At 44.3% G+C, this 20,793-nt stretch carries 19 protein-coding genes and 2 tRNA genes; 8 read left to right on the forward strand and 13 right to left on the reverse strand.

All coding sequences use genetic code 11. The features are described 5' to 3' along the window. Nucleotides 1–36: 36 nt before the first annotated feature. Nucleotides 37–1,374, reverse strand: coding sequence for an ATP-binding protein (locus MA_RS01095; protein ID WP_011020262.1), 1,338 nt, complete (start codon nt 1,372–1,374; stop codon nt 37–39). 620 nt (nt 1,375–1,994) lie between these two features. Here MA_RS01095 and MA_RS01100 point away from each other — a divergent pair. Further along, the gene (locus MA_RS01100; RefSeq protein ID WP_157860067.1) at nt 1,995–2,855 is read left to right on the forward strand and encodes a helix-turn-helix transcriptional regulator; all 861 of its coding nucleotides are present in this window, start codon (nt 1,995–1,997) and stop codon (nt 2,853–2,855) included. After that, nucleotides 2,842–3,003, forward strand: coding sequence for a hypothetical protein (locus MA_RS28280; protein WP_157860068.1), 162 nt, complete (start codon nt 2,842–2,844; stop codon nt 3,001–3,003). The genes MA_RS01100 and MA_RS28280 overlap by 14 nt, the downstream gene beginning before the upstream one ends. A gap of 118 nt (nt 3,004–3,121) precedes the next feature. Here MA_RS28280 and MA_RS01105 read toward each other — a convergent pair whose 3' ends face one another. Further along, nucleotides 3,122–4,192, reverse strand: a complete 1,071-nt coding sequence (locus MA_RS01105) for a formate--phosphoribosylaminoimidazolecarboxamide ligase (protein WP_048064840.1) — start codon at nt 4,190–4,192, stop codon at nt 3,122–3,124. 199 nt (nt 4,193–4,391) lie between these two features. Between MA_RS01105 and MA_RS01110 the strand changes: the two genes are divergently transcribed. Then, nucleotides 4,392–5,375 (forward strand): ArsR/SmtB family transcription factor, encoded by a 984-nt coding sequence (locus tag MA_RS01110; RefSeq protein ID WP_011020265.1) that lies wholly within the window; start codon nt 4,392–4,394, stop codon nt 5,373–5,375. A gap of 11 nt (nt 5,376–5,386) precedes the next feature. Continuing rightward, nucleotides 5,387–6,196, forward strand: a complete 810-nt coding sequence (gene truA, locus MA_RS01115) for a tRNA pseudouridine(38-40) synthase TruA (RefSeq protein WP_011020266.1) — start codon at nt 5,387–5,389, stop codon at nt 6,194–6,196. A gap of 417 nt (nt 6,197–6,613) precedes the next feature. Here the strand turns inward: truA and MA_RS01120 are convergent, their stop codons facing one another. From MA_RS01120 to MA_RS01155, 8 genes are all read right to left on the reverse strand, one after another. After that, nucleotides 6,614–7,678: a TRM11 family SAM-dependent methyltransferase gene (locus MA_RS01120; RefSeq protein ID WP_011020267.1), complete on the reverse strand. Its 1,065-nt coding sequence runs from the start codon at nt 7,676–7,678 to the stop codon at nt 6,614–6,616. 296 nt (nt 7,679–7,974) lie between these two features. Next, nucleotides 7,975–8,262: a YunC family protein gene (locus MA_RS01125; RefSeq protein ID WP_048066065.1), complete on the reverse strand. Its 288-nt coding sequence runs from the start codon at nt 8,260–8,262 to the stop codon at nt 7,975–7,977. A gap of 40 nt (nt 8,263–8,302) precedes the next feature. Beyond that, nucleotides 8,303–9,106 carry a hypothetical protein gene (locus MA_RS01130; RefSeq protein WP_226990719.1) on the reverse strand — a complete coding sequence of 268 codons (804 nt, stop codon included), beginning with the start codon at nt 9,104–9,106 and terminating at the stop codon, nt 8,303–8,305. A 50-nt stretch (nt 9,107–9,156) separates the two neighbouring features. Further along, the gene (gene map, locus MA_RS01135; RefSeq protein ID WP_011020270.1) at nt 9,157–10,047 is read right to left on the reverse strand and encodes a type II methionyl aminopeptidase; all 891 of its coding nucleotides are present in this window, start codon (nt 10,045–10,047) and stop codon (nt 9,157–9,159) included. A gap of 200 nt (nt 10,048–10,247) precedes the next feature. After that, entirely contained in the window at nt 10,248–11,432 is a 1,185-nt protein-coding gene (locus MA_RS01140; protein ID WP_011020271.1) for a M24 family metallopeptidase, read from the reverse strand. 119 nt (nt 11,433–11,551) lie between these two features. Further along, entirely contained in the window at nt 11,552–12,220 is a 669-nt protein-coding gene (locus MA_RS01145) for a hypothetical protein (protein WP_011020272.1), read from the reverse strand. A gap of 352 nt (nt 12,221–12,572) precedes the next feature. Continuing rightward, nucleotides 12,573–12,645 (reverse strand) — tRNA-Asp (locus tag MA_RS01150). A gap of 111 nt (nt 12,646–12,756) precedes the next feature. Beyond that, nucleotides 12,757–12,869: transfer RNA gene (locus MA_RS01155), tRNA-Tyr, on the reverse strand. A 221-nt stretch (nt 12,870–13,090) separates the two neighbouring features. On the opposite strand from MA_RS01155, the gene MA_RS01160 reads away from it, so the two are divergent. Continuing rightward, entirely contained in the window at nt 13,091–13,429 is a 339-nt protein-coding gene (locus MA_RS01160; RefSeq protein ID WP_011020273.1) for a protease inhibitor I42 family protein, read from the forward strand. A gap of 660 nt (nt 13,430–14,089) precedes the next feature. Here MA_RS01160 and MA_RS01165 read toward each other — a convergent pair. Continuing rightward, complete coding sequence (locus MA_RS01165; protein ID WP_011020274.1) at nt 14,090–15,286, reverse strand: methionine adenosyltransferase; 1,197 nt, start codon at nt 15,284–15,286, stop codon at nt 14,090–14,092. Nucleotides 15,287–15,850: 564 nt separating this feature from the next. Here MA_RS01165 and hisG point away from each other — a divergent pair. The 3 genes from hisG to hisB all read left to right on the forward strand — a co-directional run bounded on the left by hisG (nt 15,851) and on the right by hisB (nt 18,207). Continuing rightward, complete coding sequence (hisG, locus tag MA_RS01170; RefSeq protein ID WP_011020275.1) at nt 15,851–16,720, forward strand: ATP phosphoribosyltransferase; 870 nt, start codon at nt 15,851–15,853, stop codon at nt 16,718–16,720. A gap of 116 nt (nt 16,721–16,836) precedes the next feature. Next, nucleotides 16,837–17,574, forward strand: coding sequence for a 1-(5-phosphoribosyl)-5-[(5-phosphoribosylamino)methylideneamino]imidazole-4-carboxamide isomerase (hisA, locus tag MA_RS01175; protein ID WP_011020276.1), 738 nt, complete (start codon nt 16,837–16,839; stop codon nt 17,572–17,574). 57 nt (nt 17,575–17,631) lie between these two features. Beyond that, nucleotides 17,632–18,207 (forward strand): imidazoleglycerol-phosphate dehydratase HisB, encoded by a 576-nt coding sequence (gene hisB / locus MA_RS01180; RefSeq protein ID WP_011020277.1) that lies wholly within the window; start codon nt 17,632–17,634, stop codon nt 18,205–18,207. Between the two features lie 189 nt (nt 18,208–18,396). Here hisB and MA_RS01185 read toward each other — a convergent pair whose 3' ends face one another. Together MA_RS01185 and MA_RS24330 are read right to left on the reverse strand one after the other, a co-directional pair. Beyond that, nucleotides 18,397–19,122, reverse strand: a complete 726-nt coding sequence (locus MA_RS01185) for a formate dehydrogenase accessory sulfurtransferase FdhD (RefSeq protein ID WP_011020278.1) — start codon at nt 19,120–19,122, stop codon at nt 18,397–18,399. Between the two features lie 111 nt (nt 19,123–19,233). Then, nucleotides 19,234–20,787, reverse strand: coding sequence for a hypothetical protein (locus MA_RS24330; RefSeq protein ID WP_011020279.1), 1,554 nt, complete (start codon nt 20,785–20,787; stop codon nt 19,234–19,236). Nucleotides 20,788–20,793 lie beyond the last annotated feature (6 nt).

Raw genomic sequence — 20,793 nt, forward strand, 5'->3', positions numbered from 1 at the left:
TTTTTGATCAAGTTCATCATGAATAATATGAAAAAGTTATTTTGATCGTTGAACTGTCATTTCTTCGCTTCTTTCCTTGGAATAAGGTTCAAGAGCACTCGGCTCTCCTCCTCCATGCCAGCTCCTCCTCGGACGGACGCGTACCATATGGACAGATTCGGAGTGGTCGTCCACTATCAATGCAGCTCCCTTTTCACTTCCCATTTTCTTCAGGTATGTCCTGAGGCTTTCCTGCATATATAGGGGCCTGGAACTTTCAAGGGCAAGGATATCATCACTTGAGGTGAGGCGGTGGCAGATAAGCAGGTCGCTCTGCGAGACAACGTCAGGGTGAAGGCTTGCAGGCCTCTGGGTTGCCAGTACCAGGGAGAGCCCGGGTTGCCTGCCCTGCCTGAGGCAGCGGTTAATAAGCACTTCCGAAGCAAGGCTTTCTCTTCCCGCAGGTACGAAGATGTGAGCCTCATCGATAAAAAGCCAGACCATGGGAAACTCTTTTCCTTCAGGGATTTCTCCCATCTGCTTTTTTTCATAGGCTCTTCTTGCCTCAAGCCTTTCTGCATAAAGCCTGCCTGCAAGAATTGATACTGCTGCAGCGGAAACGTTTTCGTTTTCCAGGGGGCTTACATCGAGAACGGTTGTCCTGCCTCCGGATATCAGTTCTGATAGAGATGTCCCTTCTTTTGAGAACAGCCCCCAGGCTTTCACAGCCCTGAAATAGTTTTCCGCAGCCCCTTTTGTTGTCAGGTCCGAACGTGTGTCAAGGAAGATCTCGCTGATAATATCTTCAAAAGAATAAGGTTTGTCTTTTTCCCGGAGGGATTCAATAGTCCTTACGAGCAGAATCCCAAGAGGAGAAACCTCCTCAATCCTGAGAACCCTGCACCACTGGCTTCCGGATAGGTCCCGGATCGAAATTGAAAAAGGTTTTACCTCTATGTTTCGCTTCTTATAGGCTTCCACCTTTCCTGCTGGCACGAAAACCTCGGTCTCAAGGCCTTTGGGGGCTAGATCCCAGTTTTTCAGTCTTCCTGCTTCGGAAGAATTCGGATAACTCATGGTCCAGAAAATCCCCATAGTATCAATGATAAGGGAGGCAAGTTTTCCCTTGATGGCGGGAGGGAGAAAGGCAAGTTCTTCCAGCATACATCCCATCGTGTAGGACTTTCCGTATCCTCTTTTCCCGCAGATCAAAACAGCATGTGGCTTGAGGGCGTCCAGATAAACGGCAGCGCCCCTTGAATGGTCAAGTGCCATATAGTTCCCAAGAAACAGGAGACCTTCTCCATTATTTTCTTCGTTCCCAAGCACTCGCAGCGTTCCGCTGAATTTTCCTCGAAAAGCAGGTCTGAACTCTTTATTTTTTCCTTCAGGCATCCTTGATAGTATCGGACCGACTTCTACTTAAAATAATTTGTTTATCTGTGATAAAATAATAATGCCTATCTTTAAGATTTTCAAGCCCGAATCTCACTTCGATCTTCTTTGTCCTCGTTTTAAATACGGCTCTGAGTCCACTCCTTTTCAGGAAATACTCAGGTCTGAATAAAAAATTCTGCGTATGTTTTCCCTGAATAGAAATGTTTATCTCTCTGAAAAATCAAAATAAGTCTTACGGATTGTGTACTTGAGTCTGCGCCAGTATTAAACCGGCAATTTGTCAAATCCTTAAGTCGGCTTCAAGAATATGAGGGGAAAAGCTTTCAGCCTGACAGATTTTGCTTAAGAGGAGTCATAATTCATAGTTTGTAGATTCATAGTTTGTAGATTCATAGCTTGTAAATTCATAGTTTGTAGATTCATAGTTCATAAAAGCCGCTACATCCGGTTCCGGGCAAAAGTCCTGGAAATAGGTTTGTTGTCCTGAGACTAATCGTCCTGTATCTATGTTATTCTGATGCCTATATCAGTCCAATGTCTACGTCAGTTTGATGTCTATGCCAGTTTGATCTTTATGTAATAATCCGTGTATTTGCTATAATCTGGTGGTGGGTAGTGTGGATTCTCTTCAGAAAGCTACGCTAATAGATTTGCTTTTAAGGTCGGATAAAAGAAGAAAAATTCTGCTTTTTCTCAGGGAAGGGCCGAAAAATATTGAAGAAATCACTGGATTTCTGGGCTCTTCCTGTATCGCAACCCTCCCCCAGATTAAAAGACTGGCAGAAAAAAGGCTGATTGAGCAGGAAGATAAAAATTACAAACTTTCCACGGTTGGGTTGATAATCACTGAAAAGATGGCTTCTCTTACGGGAACTTTCGAGGTCTTCGAAAATAACCTTGATTACTGGGGGCAAAAAGACTTGACCGGGATTCCTTCCTTTTTGCGTTTGAAATTCGGAAAGTTAGCCTGTTCCAGGATTATAGAGCCCCCGCTTAACAGGATGTTTGAGCCCAGGATGTTTGAGCCGCCGGAAGAATTCATAGATTCCCTCAAAAAATCCGCCGAAATCATGTATTTTTCTTCGTTTTTCCAGCCTTCTTTTTCAGGTTTTGACCCGGATTTTTTGAAGAGAAAAACAGATTCTACTTTCATTTTCACAAAAAACTTTTTTGAAAGAATTCTCAGTCTTCCCTCAGGGGAAACCGTTGATTTAATGCTGCCGGGCAATTCAAACCTCTATCTATACGGAGGGGCTTCATCCTTAGTCTCACTTACCGTAACCGAGAGGTTTATGGCTTTACTGCTTCCCAATAAAAAAGGGATACTTGACCGTAACTTCCTGATAAGTTTCGACAGTGAGGCAATAGAATGGGGTAAAGAACTTTTCACGTACTACAAGGACCTTTCCAGAAAAGTCTCAGGAGATGAAGCTAATTCCCTGATCTCTGAAAAAATCCCGGTATGTGATAAATCCTGACCCAAGGAAACTTTCTGGTCGTGAAAAGAATGTTTTTTACAGACCAGGACTATTGAGAAAGAATGATAAATTCGGGGAAAACAGAAAAAATCAGGGCTTGAAAGCCTGTTTCAAGCCTGAAAATAGGACAAAAAAATATGAGTTTTGAAACCTTCTGAAAATTTCAATAGTTCTGGAATACTTCCAGAATTTCAGAATACTTCAGTAGCTTCAGAATACTTCCAAATTTCAAAATACTTCAGTGGCTCCAGAATATTTCAACAGTTTCAGGATATTATTTTATCCAGCTGGTTTGTCCGGACTGCTTCTTTGATTTCCTGAGCTATTCTCCGTCCGGTCGAGAGGTCTTCCTGAATCAGATCCGCATAGGGAGAACCTGATATGTAAAGGTTTGTCCCTGCCACGATCCGAGCAGAAATCTCAAACACCTTGATTTCAAGGGAGTCCGTGAAAACGGTTTCAAGGCAGAAAGCCCCTATCATCCCGCCGAAAAGCCCCAGGGATTCTTCAACCACTCTTTCTCCAAGAGAGAAGATAAGAGGTAGGAGGGATTCTCTTGCAACAAGAGGGACGTTTCCTGTAACTACATATGTTGGGCGGATCCCGGCTTCTATGAGTTCTCTGGGAGAACCGAGCCTGAAGATTTCATCGGCATTGGATTCTACCCTGCGGTCCATACTGAGAAGTTCCAGGCTTCCTTCGCTTAAGGTATATCCTTCGTTTCGGATAGGGGAATAAAAGTAATGCAGGTAATAGCGAGTTCCTGTAATGAACTCCTGAATAGTATACTTCTGGGTGCGGTCAACGAGCTCGTCGAATTCCTCGTAGGTTTTTGCAACGAAGAAGCCTTTTCCTCCTTTTGCCCCGTCGTACTTAACCATCACAGGCCCGTTAATATCACGGGGGTCATCTATTTTCCCGGGCATGTGGATGCCTGCTCCAAGCAACCATTCCCGCTCTTTGTCCCTGTCCGATTCCCACTCCAGTACAGCCCGGTTCCCGAAGGTAGGCACGGTCAGCTCTGCAAAGTTTTCGGTGCCAAGGTAAGCAACAAATGAACCGTGAGGGATGATGATTACGTTTTTCTTTCTGAGTTCCTCAACCTTATTCATGATATCCGAATAGCTGTCGACAATAAGGTATTCATCGGGTTTTGCTTTGGGGAATGCCTCGTAGAATTTGGGCGGTTTGCCAACGCAGATCCCCAGAGTTCTGAAACCTTCTTTTCGAGCTCCATCAAAAATTTGAAGGCTTGAGTGAGAACAGACTGTTGCAATAGTAATGTTTTCTAAATCGTAATTTTTCAGAAATTCAAGAACCTGCTGTTTTGTGATCATGATTGCTACCAGCGGAAAATTTAGATTAGAATACACAATGTTATATTTAAGGTTAAGGGCAGGCTTCTATATATAAATATAGCAGCCGATCTATAATAAATTGAAGAAATAAAAACTTTATATTAAGATCGGTTCAAAGTACAGTACAGAGTGTACCTAATAAATACTGATAATAAGGTTTTTAACTCAGGAAATACGCATGAACGGGCTTGAAGATAGAGACGGTTTATCCGAAACCGGCGAGCCTCCTCAGGGGCCTGGACCCGGGGAGCAGGATAGCAGGGTGCTTGTTCTCCCTGTAAACGGGGATTCAAGAAAAATTACCCAGATCCTCTCCAACGAAACTTCATTGAAGATTCTTGAACTTCTCGGGAAAAAAAGCATGTCTGCAACCAATATTGCAGAAGAGTTGAAGCTTCCCCTTACCACGGTCAAATATAACCTGGATTCTCTGGTCGAATCCGACCTGATTAAGGTCAAACAGATAAAGTGGAGCCAGAAAGGGAGGCAGGTCAAGATCTACGAGTCAGTGGAAAAGCTGATTGTCCTTGTCCCTTCCAGGAGTCCAATGGATAAACTCTCCATTATAAACTTGCTGCAGAAATACATCGGAGTAATAGGAGCAGCCGTCTTTGCAGCTGCAGGAATAGAGTATCTCTCGGCTTATCTGCGGGCAAAAAAGATTATCGATGCCACGGCTCCTTTGCGGATGGGGATAACAGGTCCGGCAAATGAGACTTATCCAGAAGCAACAATTATGGAGACCGTTGAAACCGAAAACCTGAGCCCGGAAGCAGATAGTTATAATTCGGATTTTGACAAGGTGGTGCCGGAAGAGGAGGTAATGGAAGAGGAAGTAGAGGAAGTAATGGATGAGACCCCCGAAACCTTTGCCGGGCAGCAGGTAGAAGACGGCGGGGGTGCGGGAAATCTGTCTTCGGGAGCGGACACTTTCCAGAGAGAAGAGGCTGGGGAAATCTCTGCCACGGAGACTCTGGACTCAACCTCCGAACTGCCTTCGGTTCCTTCTGTTCCTTCGGAAGGGCTCACCCCTCTCGGAGGGCTTCATGGGCTTTACGATACTCTTTCTCTTCACCCGGGGGTCTGGTTCCTTTTCGGGTGTATCTTTGTAATATTTTTGATAATTGTAAGAGAAGTCTATTATAAGAAAAAAACCAAGTAATCAGGGATTGTATGAGAGTCGCTTTAAAACTTGCATACATAGGCACCGAGTTTCATGGGTCCCAGATTCAGCCGAATGTTGAGACCGTGGAGAAAGAACTCTTCAAGGCTCTTCGGAACCTCAGCATTATAGAAAGCCCCAAATCTGCTGACTATACCTGTGCGGGCAGGACTGATGCAGGAGTCCACGCGCTCGGACAGGTTGTCGCTTTTGATACGGAAAAACCGAACCTGGCAATTCCCAGAGTTATCAACTCCGAACTTCCTCCGGCCATATGGGCATGGGCTCATGCAGAAGTCCCCTACTACTTTGATGCAAGGAGAAGTGCGGTTTCCAGGCACTACCACTACGTGATGAGCGGCGAAGATTATGATATCTCAAAGATGAGGGAAGCTTCAAAACTGTTGCTCGGAACCCATGATTTTGAAAATTTTTCCAGGTCAAACGGTGAAAAAAGTACTGTTCGCACTCTGGAAAGGATCAACGTCCGTGTAGATGGGGAAATTACAAAGATTGATGTCGTTGGCAACAGTTTTCTCTGGAACATGGTCAGAAAAATAGTGACTGCCCTTTCAATGATCGGAAATGGGGTGCGTGATAATGACTGGTTGCTCCAGATGCTGAATCCCGAGATTTATGAAGAAGGAATCGAACCGGCTCCTCCCTACGGGCTAACCCTTATGGGAGTAAATTATGGAGAAAATATAGAATGGATTGAAGACGATTACTCGATCAGGCGAGCAGGTGAGCAGAACCACAAACGCATTCTCAGGCACAGGGTAATGGCTGAGGTGCTGGAAGAACTAATTTCCCATGAATGAGAAACATTTAAAGGTGAAAAATCACCTTTCTATCTTACTCCACTTTTTAAACCCCTTTTACCCAACTTTATTCACCTTACTTTATTCTTTTTTCCTGTCCCCGAGTTTCTACCTTTACTATTTTCTACTTTTATACAGTCCTCTCCTTTTTCCTGTTCTTCACTTTTTACTGCTCTTTACTTTTTTCCGTTTTTTACTTTTATATCCTAACTTCCGTCTTTTTAAGCGCGTACATGCTTTTCCGCAAATCTGTGAAGTCAGGTGCTTGCAGTTTAGAGATTTTACCTTGAATCTAATGCGCTTAAGCCTAAGCGCATAAGTCAGCATCAGCCGACGTCTATGCGCTTAAAAATGCGGAACTAAGGTTATATCGCTCTTTATTTTTTTTCCTCTCTTCACTTTTTACTGTTTACTCTTTCAGCTCTCTGAATAATTCTGCTCCATATCTTTCCGGAAAATAGTTATTATCCTTGTGAGGCTTCTGTGCACTCTCTGCACATAAATCTCAAGAACCTTAAGTCCTGCTTTCTCTCCATACTCAAATGAGGCTTTGTCCGAGACAACAACTGCGATACCTCCGGGTTTCAAGACTCGGTGGATCTCTTCCAGGGCGCCGGAATATAGCTCTTCTAAGGATCCGGCAAGGATTGCTGCCGACCTCCCGTAGGGCGGGTCGGTGACAACGGCATTGATTGTAGAGTCCTTTAGAGGGATCCTGCAGGCATCTCCTTCCATCAGTAGGTAGTCCAGTTCGTAGGCTTCAAGGTTCATATGAGCCCCGAGGACAAGTTTTTCCTGGGCATCGATTCCTATAACCCTTGCCCCCACAAGCCCGGCTTCTACAAGTATCCCGGCCGTGCCGCAGAAGGGGTCCAGAAAAAGCTCTCCAGTTTTTATCTCGGAAAGGTTCGTAAGGGCGCGGGCAACCCTCGGCATGAGAACGCCGGGGTGGAAAAATGGCTTGTTCTGGGGAGTTCTGGCTTCATATGCACTCCGGTCAACCGAGGACAGGAGAGTCCCGAGAACAGCCTTTTCACTCAGGATTAGCCGGAATTCCACGTCAGGGTTCTTCAGGTTTGCCCTGAACCCCTTCCTGTAGATGCAGCCTCCAATTTTCTGCTCTAGGTACTCGCACGGAAAATCAACATGGTGTTTGATCCGCTTTGCCCTGACAACAAAACTTTCTCCCTCTATGATATATCCTTCAGGTTCAAAGGCTTCAGCAAGTTTCAGGACTGCATCAGGGTTGTTTTCGGTAATTCCCACCACCTTCAGGATATGGTGGGTCATCGCCAGTCTTCCGGTTACGGAACCTGCAAGGGTTTTTTCAACATCCTCTTCTCTGCCTGCTATATCCACTACAAGGCACTGGTCTACTCTTGAATGGGGCTGGAAATCAAGCCCCTCAATTTTGAGACAGGCAAGGACTTCGGCAGCTGGCAGTTCTTCGTGTTCTCCGGAAAGTTCAAAAGCGTATAACATTGATGATCGGAAATAAGTTGATTAATATAGTTCAAAATGATCTTTGGGCAGTTCAAAATGACTCGATTTCGGGTTCTGTGCAGAATATTGAGGTCTAAATAAGGTCCAAATTGAAGTCAAAAACGGGTTACAGGTAAGAGAAAAGCTGTCTTAAACGGAAGCAGCCTGTAAGAGTTCGATATATGATAATATGATATATCCGTTTGTAAGAGCTCGGTTTATGACAGGTCCGAGTGTAAGAGTTCACATTTATTGAGATGTTTCCGAAGAGGGTTGCCTGTGAAGCAGGTATCTTTTCAAAACATCTTTTCCAGGGCTTTCCTGCCAGTCATTCCTATCTCAATTCCAAGTTCTCCGGCAAACTTCGTTAGCTCGACAACAGGGGCTTTGAGCATATCTTCAAAACTCTGCACGCCTTTTACTTTTGCTGCCGTATCCCCCAGGGTCTCCGCGGCACTGACATTAAGATAGCCGCACATCAGAAAACCCTTCTCTACCCTTATGACAAGCAAAGGATATTTCTGCATTTCAAATCGGAGGCCAAGTGCACATCCGTTTTCAAGTGGAATTTGTTCAATGAGCATGTTTTTCTGAATAAGCCTCAAGCCAGATTAACTTTTGGGCTCAGGTCAGGCTCCTATTAATTTCTTTAAGGATATTTTTGAAGAACCCGGTTACCTGACTGGCTTCAGCTTTTTCTCCGGCTGCTTGGGTTGCGTTTTCTTCACTCTCGTTTTCCGCATTTTTGTCTCTATTCATTTCCATGCTCTGCAGTTCGGATTTGAAAGTTTCATTTTCCGAAAGCCATATGGTAATGTTTTTTTCAGAGCCAAAATTCCCTTTCAGTAAGGTCCGGTTATTTTTAAACTCAAGGCTTTTGTTGTCAAGCCCTTTCGTTAATTCTGCGTCAAGGCCCTGTGGGAGAGTAATTGTAACGCTTGAATTCGGAGTGCCCATCAACCATATATCTGTTCCGGGGCCTGCTTCTTCCCTGAACATGTAGGTTGCACTGGCGCTGTCTGTAATTGCCGATTTTTTTCCAGTTCTTCCGAGGGCATCTTTCGAGATCCGGAGCTCAACGTTCTTTAATTCAACAGAATCAGAAGTCGAGTTGAGCTTTACATCAGATTCTTCTTCTATGGATTCCTCCATTTTGCCGCTTAAAAGAACTTCCATTTTTAGGATTTCCCAGGCATTTACAAAACCGTCACTGTCACCTGTTTCGACATCTATGAGATTCCTGAAAAAAACAGCTTCGTTATCCGTAATTTTTTCGTCGTAATTCCACGTCATCCCACCTCTTTCCATTGTGATATTGTTACCTGGAATGAAGACAGCAGAGCAGGGTTCTGCAAGAAAGGCCGGAATAAGGAAAGTTGCCAGTAAAAGACTGGCTGAGAGGAGAGGGTACAGTTTCAAGGCTGTCAACTCTTTTTTATTCTTTCTTCATCTGATTCGTTTTTCTGTTTTTTCCGGGCTTATTTTGTTGTAACTTCACACCCGTCCCTAGTTATTATTACCGTATGTTCTGCCTGGGACACAAGCCCTCCTGCACTTTCAACAAGTACGGGATAGGAGTGGAGAATTCCGGCTTTCTCAAGCTGGATCAATGAAAACTCAAGTTTGTCCGATTCGAGCCAGCGCTTTGCAAAGGGGAGTTCCCTGTACTCTTCTACCTGTTTCAGGACATTTCTGACTGCTGGCAAGCGGACAGGCTTTTTCTTTATCAGGCTGTAGATCTCTGCCCAGCTTCCGTCATGTACAAGGCCTGTTCCGTTAGTTGCAAAGGGCTCGATTGCAAGCACATCTCCTTCCTTCAGGATAACTCCGCCTTCTACGTGTTTGTTGGGCACCGGGGGATTGTCATGGGCCTCGTAATGGGAAAGTCCGTGGCCTGTGAGGTTCGTAATAGGTTTTAAACCGTAGCTGTGGATCCTCTCTTCTATTGCAGCCCCGATTTCCCCTGTGCTGACCCCCGGTTTCATGAGATCAATCGCTGCTGCAAGGGCTTCTTCAGAGGCTTTTACGATATCGGAATTGCCTGAAAGGTCCACAGTCACTGCCGAGTCTGCTATGTACCCGTCGACATGGACTCCGAGGTCCAGCTTCACCATATCATTTCCAAAGACATCCTGATCCCCTGCTTTAGGAGTTGCGTGGGCAGCTTCCTGATTTCTTGAGATATTGCAGGGAAAGGCAGGCCTGCCCCCGAGTTCTATGGTTTTCTTTTCTACAAATTCAGCAACCTCAAGCAGGCTGTTCCCGACTCTTATCATGTCTGCGGCTTCGGTCCTGACAATCTTCAGGATCCTGCCCGCTTCTCTGTACTTTTCAATGATATCTTCTTTGTTGTATACATTATCCGTCATGTTAACCCCACCTTGATAATTCGAGTTAATTCTTCCTGACCGTACCTATTTGTAAGCTTTATTAAGTTATATTTTGCCAGCAACCATAGTTATGGATTTCTATTCCTGAATTCAGGGTATATTATTTTTTTTAATCCTTTCCTGGAGCTTTTAATGCATTTTCAGGCTTTTAAAGTTAAATTCTTGTTACAATCTGTTACTTAATTATAAAAAGATTTTAATACAAATTTTTTTTCCAGTCCTGTAAAGTTTTCATACCCTGTTTTGGTAACCAGTACCATATCCTCAAGCCGGATACCCCCGATTCCCGGATAATACAGCCCGGGTTCGATGGTTATCACGTTACCTGTCTCCAGAAGAACCCCGCTTTCTCCTACGCTGGGAAGTTCGTGGATATCAAGCCCTACCCCATGGCCTGTAGAATGAGTAAACCCGGCCTTTGACCCGCTTCTGTAGGTGTGATACCCCCTTGCCTCAAACAGATCACAGACTGCCCTGTGTATTTCAGATGAATGGATGCCGGGTTTGACCATTTCCAGCGCTTTTTGCTGGGCTACAAGTACGGTTTCATACATTTCCTTTAGTTTTTCCGAAGCCTCGCCTCTGAGCACGGTCCGTGTCATATCCGCAAAATAACGCTTCTTTTTGCTCCTCGGAAATATGTCCAGGATTATCGGAGCATTTGCTCTGAGAGGGCCTTCCGTAGTTCCGTGAGGGTTTGAAGTATCTTCTCCGCAGGAAACAATCGTCTCTTCGGCTTCGCACCCGAAATCCAGTAGAGTATGGTCAATGACCGAGTTTACTTTAGCCCCGGTAAGAACCTGTCCTTCAAAATAGAGTACGCCGTCCTTTTCTTCCGCATCTGCTATCAGGGTAATTGCTGCCTCCATAGCCTTTTCTCCTGCCATCTGAGCATACTTTATGGCTTCAATCTCTTCCGGTCCCTTTACGCTCCTCATTTTCCTGAAAGGGCTTTTTACAGGCACTATGGTAAAACCTGCTTCTGTAAGATAGTTTGAGTAAAAAATCGGAAAATCGTAGGCAACAGCAATTTTTTTTACTTTTTCTTCAAGGAGCAGCTCGGATATACAGGCTGCATAGGCAGTAGATGCATCCTTTTTCTCTTTGATTTTTTCGCGGTAGCCAAAGTCCTGAGTGGTTTTTATATTCGAAACCCTTGACTCGATTTCAGCTCTTCCACGCTCCATTTCCGAAATAAAAAGGACTTCTTTCCCGTTTTCGGTTTGCAGGTACACAAACTCGTCCGATGCCAGGAAGCGGGTTACATAGTAAATATCGGCATTGTGAATATTCCCTGTCATCAGGTAAGCATCTGTTCCTGCTTCCTCAAGGGCCTTTTTTATGCTGAAGTCTGGCTCTGTCATGCAAGGTAATTCTGGTTTCGTAGATAAAGTTGTTATCGTCGGCTTGCGTGCAGGTCTGTGTATGGATACTGATCCGGGGCATTTCTTTCTTTATCATCTTCCCTTCTCATCTTCCTTTTTCATTTTCCTTTTTCTTTGTTCTTCCTTTCTATCTCCTTCATCTCTTTCCCAAGAATTAAAAGTTCCTCTAGCATCGTGAAATAGCGGTCAAGGGAAGCTGTCATCTCGTCCGAAAACCTGAGAATGCATATATATTTTCGTCTCCCCCGCTCTTTTACCCATATCCTATCTCCAGGGGCTTCATCTTTCAGGTCGGCGAAATTTTCTGCCGCGCAGCCCAGAATCATCCGGATGCTTGATGTCAGCCCCTTCTTCATTTTATCTTTTTTAAACTCAAGGTAGTCGCGGGAGATGTCGTACTGAAGCTGCTGGTTCCTGTGGACCCAGTACTCATCCAGGTTGAGGTTCTCTTCAACAATAAGCGGGATCCTGGAATTCATTTCCTTCAGGCGTGTCAATTCATTCCGTTTCTTTTTGTCGGCGTCTTCATTCCCGGAATGAGCGTCTTTTTCCGGAGTAGGCACGTTTAATTCCAGTTCCTTTTGAATCCATTCCAGGGAGAAACTTTTGGTGGCTTCTATAAAAATTAGAGCTTCCTCTTCCATTTTTTCTCCGGTACTCTCAATCTTCTTGCAAAGCTCTCTAACTCTATCGGCTCTTTCTCCGGAACAATCCTGAATGTGGGACTTAATTCCCATTTTTTTACTTCTTCTTTCAGCTTTATTCATTAATGTTCCTTCGGCTTAATTCCTTAATGCTCTTCTCTTTACATGTTTTTATGGGAAAAGTATCCGGGTTTCGAGGTTCTGGGTTTGACCGGAAATTGAGATTAAAAGGATTCGAAGAAGTCGGAAGGGTAGGGTAGTGAAGGGAGTAACTGACCAAACAGGGAGCAACAGGTTGAAAGCAAGACATTCAGTAGAGTGTTCGGTGCAGGGTAATCAGGGTCACGAATCTCAGAATTGGGGGAATCGAAATAAAAATGGATAACACCGGTAAAAATTCTAAATTATATAAAAACAGGCTCAAGACCTAAATGTGAAATATAATTTGTAAAGTTATGCAATCGAAAAAAAGAAGCGCCCGGACCGGGATTCGAACCCGAGTCGGAGCCTCGACAGGGCTCCATGATAGGCCTCTACACTATCCGGACACTTCGGTCTTTTTAGCTGCTGTTTTGCCCGCGTTGCGAGCAAATCTTAAATGTCTTTCCGGTATATAAATGTTCCCGTTGACTGGTTCCGATTCTGATGAATGTTTCAGGTCCCGCCTCCCAGACTCGAACCGGGGACATCGCGGTGCCTGCGCAGAGATGTACGGGAGGAACCCGCACGAGCCGAACTACAGCCGCGCACTCTACCACTGAGTTAAGGCGGGACAATGATACTGCTTCAGTGTTGCATAGGGCTACACTGCTTCAGTGCACCATCTCCATATATGGTGATGATATTTATGTTTTTCGCTGGATGTGGGAATAATAGCTGACATTTATGACATTTCCCATATATATTAAAAATACTTTTGTATATTACAGGGAACATAAAGCATAATTACAGTAAGAAAACGGACAGATCTCACAAATAGAAAGGGTAAGGAATATGGTCGCCCAAATTTTTACGAACGCCAATTGTTTCGATACGGTCAGCGTCAACCTTGGAGACACCTTTGTGATAAAACTCAGGGATGAGCCTGGAGAGCACCTTTACAGTAAGGAAGAGCCCGTTGCTGAAACTGTATGGAAGATGGAGACCGGAGAAGGTCTCAAATTGCTCCGGGAACAATTCACTCCAGATATTCCGGACACAAAGACTATTCCAGGGATTCACGAATGGGAATACGAGGCTGTAAAACCAGGTACCTGGGATGTTGAAGGCACTTACACCATTTTCCGTTTTGGAGGCGAGAGAAAGTTCAAACTAACTGTTAAGGTTGTCTAAAAACTTTTTGAATTCAAACATTTTTATTTTTTTGAGGCTCCTAAGTTGATTAAAATTTGCCTCACATAGTTGAAAATGTTAACCTGGTCCCTGAGACCGCTTTCACTATTTAACACTTGATTTTGGCAAGTACCTGAAAGGTTGAATAATTCCTTTTTTAGTGATTCCTCTCTAAGAGGCTGTCTTAAAATTCAAATCATTTCTACATTTGGATAGTACGCATTGTTGATCTTAAGGTCACTCAGTAAATTAATTATATCTAACATATTAGCTCGATGCATAATATCAAATGCATTAGCCATCATGGTTAAAATTTAAACTTTAGACATTTAACGGTTCAATTCTACCGTTTTTTAGTCCAAATACATGAGTACTATCCCAATTGTATAATCAAATTGAATTTTAAGACACGCTCTAAGCTATATGCCCCATTTTAAAATTCTATCTTAATATTCTGGGCGGTTAATGGACTGGATGTTAGAAAAGGAAGGTAAAAGAAAGTTGAGGCAAAAGAAAGTTGCAGCAAAATAAAGGTACGGCAAAAATAACTATACAGTAAAAGGAAAGATACAGTAAAAAAGATGTGAAAATAACCAAAGATGTGAAAAGAACCCGAAGTTTCCTCTTGATATTCTCCGGGCTCAGAAATTTTTGGTTCTGTCAGAAGGTGTTCAGTTCGCCCCTGATAACCATTTCAGTGATTTTTGTTACATTGGAAAGCCAGTCGTCAATTACAACTTCAGCTTCCGATTTGACCTTTTCAAAGGAAGTACCTTCTTTTGGAATGATCTGAGCGCTTGCCACAAGTGGCTGGTCAATGGGCTTTGCAATCTGAGAGAGCAGTCTTATATAGACGTCCTGTACTTCCGGGACCTGTTTTACAATATCCCTGGCCATCTGGGTCGAGAGGAGGTTATAGATTTTTCCGATGTGGTTAATCGGGTTCTTTCCGCTGGTTGCCTCCATGCTCATAGGCCTGTTAGGTGTGATCAACCCATTGCAGCGGTTTCCGCGTCCTACCGAGCCGTCATCTCCCATTTCGGCTGAAGTCCCGGTGACGGTAAGGAAGACGCAGCTCGTTTTCAGGTTATCGCCTGTGTTAATGTAAACATTTACGTCCCGTTCGGTATAGTGAGTTGCAAGCTCTTCTACATAGATCTTCATTTCCTGAGTCATGTTTATGTAGCTGTCCAGATCGTCAATATACTTTCCTATCATGCCGCTGCATATTGTAAGGGCTATATCTTCCCCATCCCTGAGCCCCATGACCTTCATGTCTTCTCCTATTGCAGGCATGCGGGACTTCAGATCGGTAAGGAGCCGTCTTTCGGTATTGTAGACGATATTTTCAAGCTCAGAAAATGGGGCGTGCCCAACTCCGAAAGAGGTGTCATTTGCAACCGGGACTCTGTCTCTCTTGAAGACATCTCTGAGGTCTGAGGACCCTGTTCCGAGTTTGCAGTCCATGATAACGTCTCTTTCAAGATCCATATTTACCATAGTCTTCCTCAGGTAATTCCTGGCGGCCTGGAGGGCTACGGACTCGGTAGCAAGTTCTACACCTTCGAACTCTTTAGTCGCCCTGCCTACGAGGAGCATATAAATTGGCTGCAGTACCTCTCCTCCTCCGAATTTCGGGCTAGATCTTCCGGCTACTATCTGGGTTTCATCAGTGTTGTGGTGGAGTACAGTTCCACATTTGCTTATGTATTCCCTGCATAGCGCTCGGCTTACGGCTTCGGCAAGTCCGTCCGATATGCTGTCAGGGTGCCCTATCCCTTTGCGTTCTACAAGCTCTATTCGTTGTTTTTCGATAGGAGTTTGCAAGAGCTCTTCCACTTTTATATTTCGGGCCATTTGGATCCTCTTTTTTCAAAATTGTTGGTAATTTTTTTGCTAGATCAAAACTATTGGTGCTTCTATTTCTGATCAAAATTATTGGTATTTTTATTGCTGATAATGCTGACCAAAATTATTGGTCTTTTATTGCTAGATGTTAATATTACCACTTTATTAATCTTTACTCTGTTGTCGTAATTTACTTTTCTGGAGGCAACTTAAATTACTTGCTGATGCGATTGTAACATTTATAATATTATTTTTATGATCGGATAGTCTGTTTCTATTAAATTACTACGGCTATATAATGCTTCTCATGTATTCATTACTGGTGGTAATATCTCATTTAATAGGGCTATCTTTCGGCTTTAGCCTCCAAAAATAAGTCCTTTTTCTTTGTGTAAAAATTCATCTCGTTTTGGACTGAACGTCCCCAATCAACAGGGTTTCGGGAAAAAAGTTTACACCGAGCCTTACCGTGAAGTCTATATTATACAAGAGTATTCTGGATAAATGTTTTATACGGAACGAGCATACCCGGAGTAAGTTTCCCGACAGATCACTTATTAGAGGACATAGCAGATGATTCGCATTGCAATACCCAATAAAGGTCGCCTTCACGAACCTACAATGTCTCTTTTTAAAGATGCAGGGCTTCCCATTAGCGGAGGAGCCGAGAGCCGAATACTCTTTGCAAAAACTACGGACCCGGATATTCATATTCTCTTTGCCAGGGCTGCTGATATACCTGAGTATGTGCAGGACGGAGCTGCGGATGTAGGTGTTACAGGCATGGACCTTATTACGGAAAGAGGGGCAGATGTTGAGGCTCTTCTGGACCTTAAATACGGGAAAGCAAGCCTTGTACTGGCTGTCCCCGAGGAATCTGTTTTCCAGAGCGCCCGGGATCTTGAAGGCAAAAAAGTGGCAACAGAGTTTCCGGAGATCACGCGCCAGTACTTCAAAAACCTTGGAATCACCGTTGAAGTTATAACGGTCAGCGGAGCCTGTGAGATGACTCCTCATGTGGGAATTGCAGATGCCATTGTAGACATCTCGAGTTCCGGGACAACCCTCCTGATAAACCACTTGAAAGCTATCGACACAGTCTTTTCTTCCACCGTCCATCTGATTGCGAACAAAAAAAGTCTCAAGGAAAAAGGCAAAATCCTGGACATAAAAACCGCACTCGAAAGTGTGCTTAACGCAAAGAAAAAGCGCTATTTGATGATGAACGTTCCCGAAGCATCCCTCCAAGCGGTAAAAGAGGTCCTTCCGGGAATGTCCGGGCCAACAGTCATGAAGGTTGAATCCAGCAGGTCGTCTGAAGAATCCTTCCTTGCCGTTCATTCCGTTGTGGACGCAGACCTGATCTTTACCATCGTGAACAAGCTCAAGAATGTAGGTGCAAGGGATATACTTGTCGTTCCCATAGAAAGGATCATGCCTTAAAAGTAAATAGCCTGAAAGTAAATAGCCTTGAAAGTAAATAGCCCTGAAAATAGAGAAGGCTTAAAATTGATAGAGAATATGTTTTTCTTGCAGATATACCGGAGATGTGGTTTTCTATGGCTTTTGAAGTGATTCCTGCAGTGGACATGAGGGGAGGAAAATGCGTTCAGCTGGTGCAGGGTGTGCCTGGCAGTGAGATCGTGTCCCTTAATGACCCTCTTGCAGTTGCCCTTGACTGGATAGGAAAAGGAGCGAAGACCCTTCATCTGGTAGACCTTGACGGAGCGATTGAAGGGGAAAGAAAAAATGCCCCTATTATTGAAAAGATAGTCCAGGCGTGCAGGGAGAAAGGTGTGAGTATCCAGGTTGGAGGAGGAATCCGGAGCTTTGAAGATGCGGCTTCCCTGCTTGAGCTTGGGGTTTCAAGAATAATTCTCGGAACTGCTGCCCTCCAGAACCCCGAACTTGTAAAACAGCTTTCCGATGCCTTTGGAAGCTCGTGTGTAAATGTTGCACTGGATGCAAAGAACGGGAAAATCTCGATCAAAGGCTGGACCGAGGAGTGCGCGCAAACCCCTGTCGAAATGGGCAGAGAGTTTGAAGAGCTTGGAGCCGGAAGCCTTCTTTTCACGAATATCGACACCGAAGGACTAATGCAGGGAGTAAACCCTGGCCCGACAAGGGAACTTGTGGAATCGGTCAGCATCCCTGTAATTGCATCCGGAGGGGTAAGTTCCCTCGAAGACCTGAAGGTTTTAAAGCAGACCGGAGCCTCAGGAGTTGTGGTAGGCAGTGCCCTCTACACAGGCAGGTTTACCCTTGAGGCAGCTATCGAAACTATTCGAAATGATTGATTTGCATGTAATCATGGGCAAAGTATTTAAGAAATTTAAAAGAGAATGTGATGGTGTATGAGAACCGGCAGAATCTCCCGCAAGACAAAGGAAACCGATATCCAGCTTGAATTGAACCTTGACGGTAAAGGCGTTGCAGACATCAGCACCGGATTGGGTTTTTTTGACCACATGCTCGCTTCTTTTTCACGGCATTCGGAATTTGACCTTAAAGTGCGTGCCGAAGGTGACCTCTATGTAGACGAGCACCACCTGGTAGAAGATGTCGGGATAGTTCTCGGGAGGGCTCTTGCCGAAGTTCTTGGAGACATGTCCGGTATTGCCCGTTTCGGGGAAGCCAGAATTCCCATGGATGAAGCCCTTGCCGAAGTTGCGCTGGACGTCGGAGGTCGCAACTATCTTGTCCTGAAAGCTGAGTTTGCAAGCCCTCAGGTAGGACAGTTCAGTACCCAGCTAGTGCGTCACTTCTTCGAAACCCTCGCTTCAAATGCAAAAATTACCATGCATGCCAGTGTATATGGAGATAACGACCACCACAAGATAGAAGCCCTCTTCAAGGCTTTTGCCTATGCAATGAAAAGGGCTGTAAAAATCGAAGGCAAAGAAGTAAAAAGTACGAAGGGCACTCTATAACACCCGAATTGCGCCACCCTAGTTTCGCTTCCCTAGTTTCGCTTCGGGATCACAGGAAATCGGAGATTTCCTGGGAGTTGCGATGTAATCGCAACAGCACGAGGTTCTTTTCACTCGCTTCGCTCGCTCAAGAGGACTAACTTATGGATCATTTTGGTAGCAATACTTAGCATTTAAGTTTTAAGCTCTTTATCTTGTTGTTTTGATCCTCCACTCCCCTGCAAAAACCAGCATTGCTTCAGGTCTGAGCTGCCCGACAAGGCACATGTTTGCTTTTTTTGCAGCTTTCACTCCGGAGTCAAAGGGCATGGCTTTGGTGGCAACAAGGGGGATTCCTGCCCTAGCTGCTTTTGTGACCATGTAGGCAGGTTGCCTGCCTGTGGAAAGCATGTAGTGTTGTGAGAGGTCGAGTCCCCGGAGGAAGGCAGTCCCCACTGCTTTGTCTACGGCATTGTGTCTGCCTATATCAACAATCTGGACTGCGAGCTTTCCTTTTCTGTCTATAAGTGCAGCAAGATGGGTGCCTCTGGTAAGCTTGTAAGTCTCGGATTCAAGGTGTCCTGTGCCTGCAAAAATAGCTTCCGGATCAAAAACAGTATTTGTCTCTACGTAAATCTCTGCCGGGGCTGTCTCATTACGAGGAGGGGAGCTTTTCTTTTGAGTCAGGATATGGACTTCATCACCCTCCACTTCAGTCCCTGCAATCTCCCCGTAACTGACAGCTCCTTCCGTGATCAGATGCCCTACTGCAAGCTCTTTAAGCTCAAAAGGAGAGGCAAAAAGGGTTGTAAAAGCTTTCCCGTCCAGAAAAAGTTTGACAGGGCATTCCCTTGCAAGCAGCACTTCCGTATCTTCTGCCGTGCCGTCGGAATGGATTCTTTTTGCAGGGTAAGGAGTGGTGTATCTCTCAGGCATTTTTGGTCTGAATTTTGATATGTTTTTCAGATTTATTATTTCATTGATAGCGGTTCATTGTTTATTGCCTGTTTAGCTTTTGAATGTCCCTTCAATTTCTTTTTTCTACTTTTAACTGCTTACAATTTCATAGTCTGCACTGCAGTCAAAGTATGTACTTCCTGAGTTAAACTCAATTCTCAGAATGTTATCATCTGTTGGTATTCCGATATTATATAGATTAATTGCGGAGTCATTTTCCGGCCACCAGCCAATAAGATTCACTCCATCAACCTGGAATTGAGTTCCTGATAGATAAGAAGGAAGTAAATATGTTAAAGTCGACTCATAGTCGGAATAGTCTTTCACATATATTCCAGTGACTTTTCCCTGATCCACATATTCTCCATCAATATACATCTTAACATTAAAGTTGAAGTTGGTGATCTGGTTGGTGTTCATATCTGCAGTTCCAGACGTCTGGTCTCCATCTATTACGAGCTTTACAATGTCATTCTTTTTAAGTTTCTTTTCGGAACCATCGATTTTAATCCAATAATAGTTATTATTTCCGTTATTTCCATTATTTTTGAATTGGATGTAAGTTCCTGAAGAGATGACTCCTCCAATTCCAGGTTTATTTAATATAATGCTGTTTCCATGAGTTAATTCTTCTTCAGGTTCATCCTCTTCTTCAGATCCGTCCTCGTCTTCGCCGGACTCAGAACCGTCGACTTCTCCCTCTTTCAGGCTGCCGCCTGTCCCCAGTTCTGCTTCAATCACGGACTTGCTGATACAGAGCCTCTCAAGAGTTTTATTACTACCGGGCAGGAAAGAAAAGTATACGGTGTCTGAACCTATTTTGTCAAGCGCATAATCCGTTCCGTATTCAAGACCTGCATTTTTTGAGGTTTCGTTGAGGTAGGAGATCCAGGCATCCGGGTATCCGGTGAGAATTGTGCAGGTGAAAGAGTCGATTCCTTCTGAATCATTGCTGTCATAGATAGGGACTGCATAAAGCCCGGTCAGCCTCAAAGAAGCATCGGTGTTTGAAGAGATGCTGTCAGGTTCCCCTGTAATTTTGATCGCATTGATCGAAACTGTATAGTTATCTTCATCAGTTTGTTTTATATTGAATGAGGGGAACTGCCTCATTAATGATCTGCCTTTTTGGGAAAGGATAAGGGCTCCGTTTTCGTATCTAAAGGCCTGGTTTAAATATTCTCTGTTGTTTGAATAATAGGTAATCCCTCCGCAGTCCACTATTTGAGGGGAGGTCGAAATAGAAGATTTTTCTGGAATTATGGTCATTCTGCAACATTCAGTGTTTAATGAAAGTGTTCCGCTTGATTTTGATGGTTCCAGAATGGGAATTTCCCCTCCTCCCATACTAAACGAAATAGTTACTGGAAATCCATATTCTGAAGAATTAAGCTCTGAAGAAGTAAAGAGAGATATCATGTCTACCGTTGATTTGAGTTCGGCCATGTCGTTCTGGACTTCACTCATATGTGATTGTTCTGCATCAGTCTTCCACGCCGGAACATACTCAACCCTGACAACTGCAAGTACAGTAAATATGATACTCAGCAGCAAGACTGCCGCAACTACGGTAGCTCCCGCAGATTCCGAGTTGAAGAGGTTTTTTCTGGCCTTTTCCCTGATTCTGTTCTTTCTGGTCTTCATAGCGGA

Origin of the sequence: Methanosarcina acetivorans C2A (assembly GCF_000007345.1) — an archaeon.
Lineage (GTDB): Archaea > Halobacteriota > Methanosarcinia > Methanosarcinales > Methanosarcinaceae > Methanosarcina > Methanosarcina acetivorans.

Coding starts and splice junctions, on each gene's coding strand:
- MA_RS01125 (WP_048066065.1), bottom strand. CDS start 8,262: ATGCTCATTGAACAAATTCCACTTGAAAACGGATGTGCACTTGGCCTC.
- MA_RS01165 (WP_011020274.1), bottom strand. CDS start 15,286: ATGGCCCGAAATATAAAAGTGGAAGAGCTCTTGCAAACTCCTATCGAA.
- MA_RS24330 (WP_011020279.1), bottom strand. CDS start 20,787: ATGAAGACCAGAAAGAACAGAATCAGGGAAAAGGCCAGAAAAAACCTC.
- hisA (WP_011020276.1), top strand. CDS start 16,837: ATGGCTTTTGAAGTGATTCCTGCAGTGGACATGAGGGGAGGAAAATGC.
- hisB (WP_011020277.1), top strand. CDS start 17,632: ATGAGAACCGGCAGAATCTCCCGCAAGACAAAGGAAACCGATATCCAG.
- MA_RS01105 (WP_048064840.1), bottom strand. CDS start 4,192: ATGATCACAAAACAGCAGGTTCTTGAATTTCTGAAAAATTACGATTTA.
- MA_RS01185 (WP_011020278.1), bottom strand. CDS start 19,122: ATGCCTGAGAGATACACCACTCCTTACCCTGCAAAAAGAATCCATTCC.
- MA_RS01110 (WP_011020265.1), top strand. CDS start 4,392: ATGAACGGGCTTGAAGATAGAGACGGTTTATCCGAAACCGGCGAGCCT.
- MA_RS01095 (WP_011020262.1), bottom strand. CDS start 1,374: ATGCCTGAAGGAAAAAATAAAGAGTTCAGACCTGCTTTTCGAGGAAAA.
- MA_RS01140 (WP_011020271.1), bottom strand. CDS start 11,432: ATGACAGAGCCAGACTTCAGCATAAAAAAGGCCCTTGAGGAAGCAGGA.
- map (WP_011020270.1), bottom strand. CDS start 10,047: ATGACGGATAATGTATACAACAAAGAAGATATCATTGAAAAGTACAGA.
- MA_RS01145 (WP_011020272.1), bottom strand. CDS start 12,220: ATGAATAAAGCTGAAAGAAGAAGTAAAAAAATGGGAATTAAGTCCCAC.
- MA_RS01120 (WP_011020267.1), bottom strand. CDS start 7,678: ATGTTATACGCTTTTGAACTTTCCGGAGAACACGAAGAACTGCCAGCT.
- hisG (WP_011020275.1), top strand. CDS start 15,851: ATGATTCGCATTGCAATACCCAATAAAGGTCGCCTTCACGAACCTACA.
- MA_RS01160 (WP_011020273.1), top strand. CDS start 13,091: ATGGTCGCCCAAATTTTTACGAACGCCAATTGTTTCGATACGGTCAGC.
- truA (WP_011020266.1), top strand. CDS start 5,387: ATGAGAGTCGCTTTAAAACTTGCATACATAGGCACCGAGTTTCATGGG.